General features: G+C 48.8%; 3 protein-coding genes. All 3 read right to left on the minus strand.

Going from position 1 to position 6,247, the window contains the following annotated elements; all coding sequences use genetic code 11:
• Positions 1-3 precede the first annotated feature (3 nt).
• The 3 genes from Q0Z70_RS04000 to Q0Z70_RS04010 all read right to left on the minus strand — a co-directional run bounded on the left by Q0Z70_RS04000 (position 4) and on the right by Q0Z70_RS04010 (position 6,211).
• The gene (locus tag Q0Z70_RS04000) at positions 4-1,443 is read right to left on the minus strand and encodes a tetratricopeptide repeat protein (RefSeq protein ID WP_298072838.1); all 1,440 of its coding nucleotides are present in this window, start codon (positions 1,441-1,443) and stop codon (positions 4-6) included.
• Positions 1,444-1,467: 24 nt separating this feature from the next.
• Positions 1,468-3,207, minus strand: a complete 1,740-nt coding sequence (locus Q0Z70_RS04005) for a glutamine--tRNA ligase/YqeY domain fusion protein (RefSeq protein WP_298072839.1) — start codon at positions 3,205-3,207, stop codon at positions 1,468-1,470.
• Positions 3,208-3,436: 229 nt separating this feature from the next.
• The gene (locus Q0Z70_RS04010) at positions 3,437-6,211 is read right to left on the minus strand and encodes a substrate-binding domain-containing protein (protein WP_298072842.1); all 2,775 of its coding nucleotides are present in this window, start codon (positions 6,209-6,211) and stop codon (positions 3,437-3,439) included.
• Positions 6,212-6,247 lie beyond the last annotated feature (36 nt).

Below are 6,247 nucleotides of genomic sequence, written 5' to 3' on the forward strand. Positions count from 1 at the left end.
AGCTTATTCTTTTCGCCGCCGGATCGGTTCTGTCAGGTAGGCTTTCATTACCTGTATAGTCTCTCTATCAGACATTTTCTTGACTAATGTTTGCAGATTTTCCATGTATTTTTCGCTCATCGGACTTTCTGTCTGTTGGTTGTAGTGTCGGGCTTTCTTTGTTTCGCCGGACAGAATACAAGACACGGTAAGTCGCTGGTACAGATTAGGATAATCGGGTTTACATTGTTCGATATGCTCCAAGGCGCTGACAGAATAGCTGTACATGTCTGCTTCGCTGCTATAAGCGGCTATTTCAGACCATGTATCGGCCGTATTGTCATCACTGCCTATTTCTTCCCACATGTCAATGGCTTTTTGTTTTTCTCCCCGTTGTGCATAAATCAGTCCTCCCAACAGATGGGCGTCTACATTGAGATAATCAATGTCAATGGCTTTGTGGCAGTAATCGAGTGCCTGCCCTTCATATTTCTCATTACCCAGTTTATAAATGCAGATGGCCATGCCGGCGTAGAGTGATGAACGTGTAATCGGGTCTTTTAAATCCTTCTCATGTTTCCAAGCGATATACAATTCGTTATAAGCCTTCTCCCATTCTTCTTTTTCCAGCTTGATTTGTCCTAACATGGAGTTCAGGTATGCAGGGGCAATGCTATGTAATTTGACAGCCTCTTTATAGCATCTGACGGCCTCTTCGTCGTTGCCAAGCTCCAGAAAGCAGTAGCCTTTAATGGCGTAGGCTTCGCCTAATTCGTCGTTGGCCAGCAGGGCATAGTCACAAGCGTCAATGGCTTTCCCGAATTCCTGCATGCCCATGTGGCAGCGTGCTACCGCCATCCAGTATTGCGGGTGATAGGGGTCGTTGTCTATCAGCTTATTATAGTAGGTCAGAGCTTTCGCATAATTTTTCCGGTCGAGCTGACTGTCTGCCATAATACAGCAGTATTCTGTATCTTCTTTGTCCCATCGCCAATGTGAAAGCCTTTCCATTGCCCGATCGTAGTGGTTAGATTCCAAATACATATAGGCCACATCTATAATGTTCTCCTTGCTGTATTTGTCTTCCAACATGTCCAGTTGCAGCTCGGCGTCTTCCATGCGTCCTTCCTCAACCAGTAGTCTGGCACGCAGGATGATGACATCTGAGCGTTCTTCAGTAATTTTCCGGGCTGTCTGTTTGGCCCTTTCCAGCTCGGACAAACTCAGATACAGGTAGCTGTGTTCTATTAACAACGAGGTGTTGCCGGGGTGGAGTCTCAGCCCATACGCGATGACTTCGGCTGCGTCGTCGAACTTGCTGTTGCGTTCGTACCATTCGGAAATATCGGCCAAATCTTCTGCATCCATGTAGATGGAGATGTGCTGGTCGCGTGCCGTTTCGTAGTTTTCCACCAGTTCGGCTAATGCCTTGTCTTTGCCCGACAACAGGTTCTTGTTACTCATCGTATGGGGTTGTGTATCTGTTTTTTATTTGTTTATTTTGCCCCAGGTGTCTTTCAGCCCCACCGTGCGGTTGAAGATCATCTTTTCTGCAGTAGAGTCCTTATCGACATTGAAGTAGCCGATGCGTTGGAATTGGAGATAAGTGAGAGGCTTCATGCCGGCAGCAAACTTCTCGACATAGCAACACGGCAGTACTTTCAGCGAATCGGGGTTGATAATCTCCTTCATGGCTGTCAGGGCATCGCAATTCTTGGCTTCGCGGATGGCTGCCAATTCGTCACGAGGATTTTCCACTTTCCAAAGGCGGTCGTACAGACGTACTTTGGCCTCCAGGCAGTGGGCGCAGCTTACCCAATGTAGGGTACCTTTCACTTTGCGGTTGGCGCCTGGCATGCCGCTCTTTGAGTCGGGGTCGTATTCGCAGTAGACTTCCACCACTTCGCCTGCCTCGTTCTTCTTGCAACCGGTACACTTCACGATGTAGGCATTCTTCAGGCGTACTTCCTGACCGGGTGTCATGCGGAAATATTTCTTCGGAGCATCCTCCATGAAGTCTTCGCGCTCCATCCACAGCTCGCGGCTGAATTCGATAGTGTGGCTGCCTTCTTCAGGACGTTCAGGGTTGTTGATGGCTTCCAGTTCCTCCACCTGTCCTTCGGGGTAGTTGGTGATAATCAGCTTCACCGGGTTCAGCACGGCCGAAATACGGGTGGCACGTTCGTTCAGGTCCTCGCGAACGGCGCTTTCCAGCAGGGCGAACTCGTTGAGAGCATCGTAGGTGGTGTAGCCAATCTTGTCGATGAACTTATGAATGGACTCTGGCGAATAGCCGCGACGGCGGAATCCGCAGATGGTCGGCATACGGGGATCGTCCCAGCCGTTGACCAAACCTTCCTTGACAAGCGTCAGCAGGTTACGTTTGCTCATCAGCGTGTAGCTCAGGTTCAGCTTATTGAACTCGTATTGGCGCGGGCGGTTGTCGTCCAAATCCTTATTCCCTTTCAGCCAATCGACGAAAAGATCATAGAGTGGACGGTGTACCACAAACTCCAATGTACAAAGTGAGTGGGTTACGCCTTCGAAGAAGTCGCTTTGTCCGTGGGCGAAGTCATACATAGGATAGGCTTTCCATTTTGTGCCCGTGCGGTGGTGCGGATGTTTTACCACCCGGTAGATGATGGGATCACGGAAGTGCATGTTGGGGTTAGCCATGTCTATCTTGGCACGCAGCACCATCGCGCCTTCTTCTATCTCGCCACTGTTCATCTTTTGGAATAGCTCCAGATTCTCTTCAATAGGGCGATTGCGGTAGGGACTTTCCGTACCCGGCTGGGTCGGCGTGCCTTTTTGTGCCGCAATCTCTTCGGACGACTGCTCGTCGATGTATGCTTTGCCTTCCTTGATGAGGCGGATGGCGAAGTCCCAAAGTTGTTGGAAATAGTCCGATGCATAATATTCGTTGCCCCACTGGTAGCCCAGCCACTGGATATCCTCCTTAATGGCTTCTACGTATTCCACGTCTTCCTTCGTGGGGTTGGTATCGTCAAAACGCAGGTTGCATACGCCTCCGTGAGCGGCTGCAATGCCGAAATCAAGGCAGATGGCCTTGGCATGTCCGATATGCAGGTATCCGTTAGGCTCCGGCGGGAAGCGTGTCTGCACTCTACCTCCATTTTTACCGTTGCTCAAGTCGTTTTCTACAATTTGTTCAATGAAGTTCAAGCTTTTCTTTTCGCTTGTTTCTTCGTTTTTCAGTTCTGCCATACGTCTTTCATTACATGGTTCTTATTTATGGCTGCAAAAATAAGACTATTTTTTGTAAATCGTCCATATCCTTGGCATATATCCGTTTTTTGAGAAAGCATTGTAATGGCAGAGGAAGAATTTATATGCTTTTCGGTTATCCGCACGGCGGGATTGGAATAGGATTGGAATGTTTTCCTTTTCGTGAAGCGCCGTTTTCCGTCCCGCAAAGCATTGTTTTCTTCAGTGGTTATTCTCCATTCTTCCGTTTCAGGAAATCGGTAGGATTTTCGCCGAAATATTCTTTGTAGCATTTGGTAAAGTAGGAGGGGGAACTGAAGCCGACCTCGTATGTGATTTCAGCTACTGTCTTTTCGGTGGAGGCCAACAGTGCAGAGGCCCGTTTCAGACGTGCGATGCGCAGTAGTTCGTTGGGAGCATAGCCGCAGAGTGCCTTTGTCTTGCGATAAAGCTGTACACGGCTCAAGCCTATTTCTTCACCCAAATCCTCGACACTAAGGTTGGAATCGGACAAACGGTCGTTGATTAGGCGATGAAGTTTCTCCATAAAACCTTTATCCAGTTCGGCCACGGGCGCTTTTTGCGAGGGTATCTTTACGCCGTCCGAGAAGAAATCTTGTAGATGATGACGGTTTTCGATGAGGTTGCGCAGGCGGACGGTAAGCAGTTGGGCACTGAAAGGTTTGGATATGTAGGAATCTGCTCCGCACTCGTAGCCCTTTATCTTCTGCTCGTCTACGGCATAGGCCGTGAGCATCATCACGGGGATGTGCGATGTCTGCAATTCCGACTTCAAGCGGCGGCAGCAATCCATGCCGTCCATAACCGGCATCATCACGTCGCAGATAATGGCATCGGGTACGTACTTCATTGCTTGTTGAATGCCTTCTTGTCCGTTGGCGGCTTCGATGACGTTGTATTTTTCCTGAAGAACGGAGCGGACATAGTCGCGTACATCCTGATTGTCGTCTATTACAAGGATGGTTTCTTTGTCTTCGGGTTTTGTTTCGTGATTGGCTACTTGTATTGTCCCCTGGTCGGCGGCCAGTACGGCGCCTTCTTTCAGATTGGCTAACACGGCGCTACGGGTAGTGTTACTCTCTAAAGTGCCACTCTGATGAGCAGGCATTTCAATATAGAAGCGGGTACTTTGCCCTGCTATGCTGTCTACGTGGATAGTACCTCCGTGCATTTCTACGAATGCTTTTACCAAAGCAAGGCCGATACCCGATCCTGCATGGTGGATGTCTATCTGGTAGAAGCTTTCGAATATGTGCTGTATCTGGTCGGCAGACATGCCTACTCCGGTATCTGTCACTTGCAAACGTATCCAACGGGCGTCTTCTTTATGGAAAAACTCAAGACTGACGTGGACGCTTCCGTTCTCAGGAGTGAACTTAAAGGCGTTGGACAAGAGGTTGTACAAGATGCGTTCTATTTTTTCCGCATCGGCGGTAATGATGCTTTCTTCGTTTTCTTTGCCTTCAGTTTCAGGAGTATCAATGTTGAAGCGGATGTGTTTTCTGTAGGCCAATGTTCGGAAAGCGTCTGTCCATTCGTGTAGCGAGGCAGCCAGGTCAAATCGAGAGAGATGCATATCCAGTTTTCCTTCTTCAAATTTGCGGAAGTCAAGTATCTGGTTGATGAGTCGTAGCAGTACAGTAACGTTCTTATGGATGATATTCAGCAGGAATCGTTCCTGCTCGTTCAGGTTGCGGCTTTGCTGAAGTTGGTCGACGGGGTCGGCGATGAGGGTGAGCGGTGTGCGGAAGTCGTGGGAAACATTGGTAAAGAAAGCCAGTTTGGCATGCGTCGCCTCTTCCAATTGTTTCGACAGAGTGATGAGTTGGTCGCGTTGTTCCTCTAACTGCTTTTTTTGTTGGGATAATTCGGTATTCAAGCGGTTTTTGGTCCAAAAGGCGCGTACTACGAAGACCAGCAGTGCACCTACCAGTATGATGATGACGAAACAAGCATAGAGAAACATACGTTGGGCGGAATAGCGCATCAGAAATGTATCCAACTGGCTGTTCAGTTTCTCGATTTTTTCGTCCAGCGTTGCGATGTGATCCGTCTGCATCTGCATCACGTGGGCATTTTGTCGGTTGACAGGAGCGGTGGAAAGCAGATTTTCGCGTTGATATTTTTTCCTTTCCAAAATGCTCATGGCTACCTGCATTACGCGGTCGCCGCCCGTGGGATAAATGAAAGTGCCGTCCAGCGTACCATCGGCTACCAGTTCTACTCCCAACCCTTTGCCGGGCAGGGCATCTACACCTACAAACAGCATCTTGTCTGCACGTCCATGCCGAAGGGCTGCTGCGTGTGCTCCTGCTGCCATACGGTCGTTGTGAGCAAATACCAAATCAATCTGCGGATGATGGGTTAGAATGGAGTCAAATGCTTGTTCCGCAGACTTTTTGGACCATCCGGCATCGGCGCAAGCTACTATTTGTATGCCCTGTGTATAGGATAACACGTCCATCAAGCCTCGATGGCGATCGACTGCAGGGGTAGAACCTTGTAAGCCTGTCAGTTCTACGACATTGCCTTTGCCTTCCAAACGGGTGGTAATGTAGTGGCCTATCTGTCGGCCCATCTCGTAGTTGTCTGCTCCTACATAGGCTGTATAATGGTCAGAGTTTATCCGTCTGTCAACCAATACGATGGGAATTCCTTTGGCGTATGCTTTTTCTATCACGGGGGTGATGGCTTCTGCTTCGTTGGGGGCCACAACAATCAGGTCTACTTTTCGACGGATAAATCGTTCGATGTCTTCCGTTTGTTTCCGATTATCGTCGTTCGCCGAACAAATATCCACTTCCACGCCAGGATAGAAGAGTGCTTCGCGGCGGATTTCCTTGTTCATTTGTGTGCGCCATTCGTCGTCGCTACACTGTGACACGCCGATAATATAACGGGGTTTCTCTTGTCTGCATGAACTAAGAAGTAGCAGATATAGTGCACATAGAATGGTTACAAGAAAGATAAAGTGGCGTTTCATGGATTTTTGTTCTTTGAGTTTCTCGACACAAAGATA

The organism is uncultured Bacteroides sp., assembly GCF_947632445.1.
GTDB lineage: Bacteria > Bacteroidota > Bacteroidia > Bacteroidales > Bacteroidaceae > Bacteroides.

Coding starts and splice junctions, on each gene's coding strand:
- Q0Z70_RS04000 (WP_298072838.1), bottom strand. CDS start 1,443: ATGAGTAACAAGAACCTGTTGTCGGGCAAAGACAAGGCATTAGCCGAA.
- Q0Z70_RS04005 (WP_298072839.1), bottom strand. CDS start 3,207: ATGGCAGAACTGAAAAACGAAGAAACAAGCGAAAAGAAAAGCTTGAAC.
- Q0Z70_RS04010 (WP_298072842.1), bottom strand. CDS start 6,211: ATGAAACGCCACTTTATCTTTCTTGTAACCATTCTATGTGCACTATAT.